Source organism: Desulfovibrio sp. 1214_IL3152 (assembly GCF_036763055.1).
In the GTDB taxonomy this organism is placed as follows: Bacteria; Desulfobacterota; Desulfovibrionia; order Desulfovibrionales; family Desulfovibrionaceae; genus Desulfovibrio.
Genome location: NZ_JBAIYW010000264.1, coordinates 1 through 1,543, shown reverse-complemented (window position 1 = coordinate 1,543; position 1,543 = coordinate 1). Strand labels below are relative to the sequence as shown.

1 protein-coding gene and 1 pseudogene are annotated in these 1,543 nt (G+C 59.0%); both read left to right on the top strand.

The features are described from left to right. Nucleotides 1-198 (top strand): annotated as a pseudogene (locus V6C07_RS05550) (UDP-N-acetylglucosamine 1-carboxyvinyltransferase); the annotation flags it as partial. 17 nt (nucleotides 199-215) lie between these two features. Then, complete coding sequence (locus tag V6C07_RS05545) at nucleotides 216-935, top strand: BON domain-containing protein (protein WP_333535365.1); 720 nt, start codon at nucleotides 216-218, stop codon at nucleotides 933-935. Nucleotides 936-1,543: the final 608 nt, after the last annotated feature.

The following is a 1,543-nucleotide window of genomic DNA, read 5'->3' as shown; positions in this document are numbered from 1 at the left end:
GTGCGCGGCGTGCAGAAACTTACGGGCGCGCCTGTTATGGCCTCAGACCTGCGCGCCAGCGCCTCACTGGTTCTGGCGGGCCTTGCTGCCCACGGCGTCACAGAGGTGCGGCGCATTTACCATCTGGACAGGGGCTATGAGCATATCGAGCACAAGCTTAACGCCGTGGGCGCACGCATCCGGCGCGAAAAGCAGTAAACAGCCAAGGAGAAACCATGCAACGCCTGGCGCTTATTTTGCTTTTGTTTATGCTGGCCGGTCTTAACGGCTGCGCTTATGGCGGTTACGGCCTGTACGACGATCAGCGCCTTATGGATACCATTTCCGACGACAAGGGAATGGCGACCAAGATCAAGACGGCTCTCATGAACGAGAGTTTTACCGGCGGCTGGTCCGTGGCGGTATACAGCTTTTACAGGCATGTTTTTCTGGTGGGCGAGGTTCCGCCGGACATGCAGGGCAAGGCCCTGACCATTGCCCGCCGGTATAATCCGCTTTCGGTCACCCCGCACTGGTTTACCCCGGGCAAGAGCGATACCAGCAATATTGTGCTGGCGACAAAACTGCGCAAAGACCTTATCGGAACCAAGGGGCTTTCTTCCACCCGTATAGATACGGAAGTGAATGCGGGCAGGGTGGTGCTGCTGGGCGTTGTGAAAGATGACGCCGAAAAGCAGCTTGCCATACAGGCGGCGCGGGCTGTGCCGGGGGTAACCTCGGTAACGAGCTACCTGATGCTGCCGCAAAAGGCCGGTCAGCTTGGCGCGGGCGTATCCGAGCGGCATGAAGGAATGGGACCGGCCGACGGCGGCTTTGTGCCTGACAACGCTTCGGGCAGTGCTTCGGGCAGTTCGGGCGGGATGAATACCTCTCCGGCGGCTTCGGGCGGATCGTCGGGAACTGCCGGCAACTTGGAAAGCCGCGACCTGCCCTGACGCGGACAGCTTGCCGCCTGGGGCATGCCATCGTGAAATGCTTGGGGCTGCGGAGCAGGCGCCCGCAGTGAAGGCGTAAGCGCAGTTTATCTGCGCGGTTAAGCATCGAAGCGAGCGTGGCTTAAACTTTGAGAGTGTATATTCTCAAAGTTAATCTGCTCTAGAGCAATTTCACTTTGAAATTGCTCTGGCGGCTGCGTGAGCAGACGCCTCGCTACGAGGCGTAAGCGCAGTTTATCTGCGCGGTTAAACGCCGAAGTGAGCGTGGCTTAAACTTTGAGAATGTATATTCTCAAAGTTAATCTGCTCTAGGTTGATGCCGCAGGGGCCGCCCGCGCCAGTATCGTGCGCCGGGCGGCCCCTGCTGTTTTGAGATATTGCCGGAAAATTCGGCAGCAATGTTTTTCGTTTCGGCCCGCCTGGCTGCCTGTTTTTCGGTCCGGTGGCGCAAGAGCGGCGCACCCCGTGGAAAGACTTTTACGCGCCGTTTCAGGGTTTTTTGCGGGCCAGGGCCAGCCCCATGCGGCGTATGCCTTCCTGCGGCTCGGCAGGCAGCATTTCCCAGTCAGCCTCTTTGTGGCGCAAAAGCGCGGCGATAACGTCCAGGG

Coding starts and splice junctions, on each gene's coding strand:
- V6C07_RS05545 (WP_333535365.1), top strand. CDS start 216: ATGCAACGCCTGGCGCTTATTTTGCTTTTGTTTATGCTGGCCGGTCTT.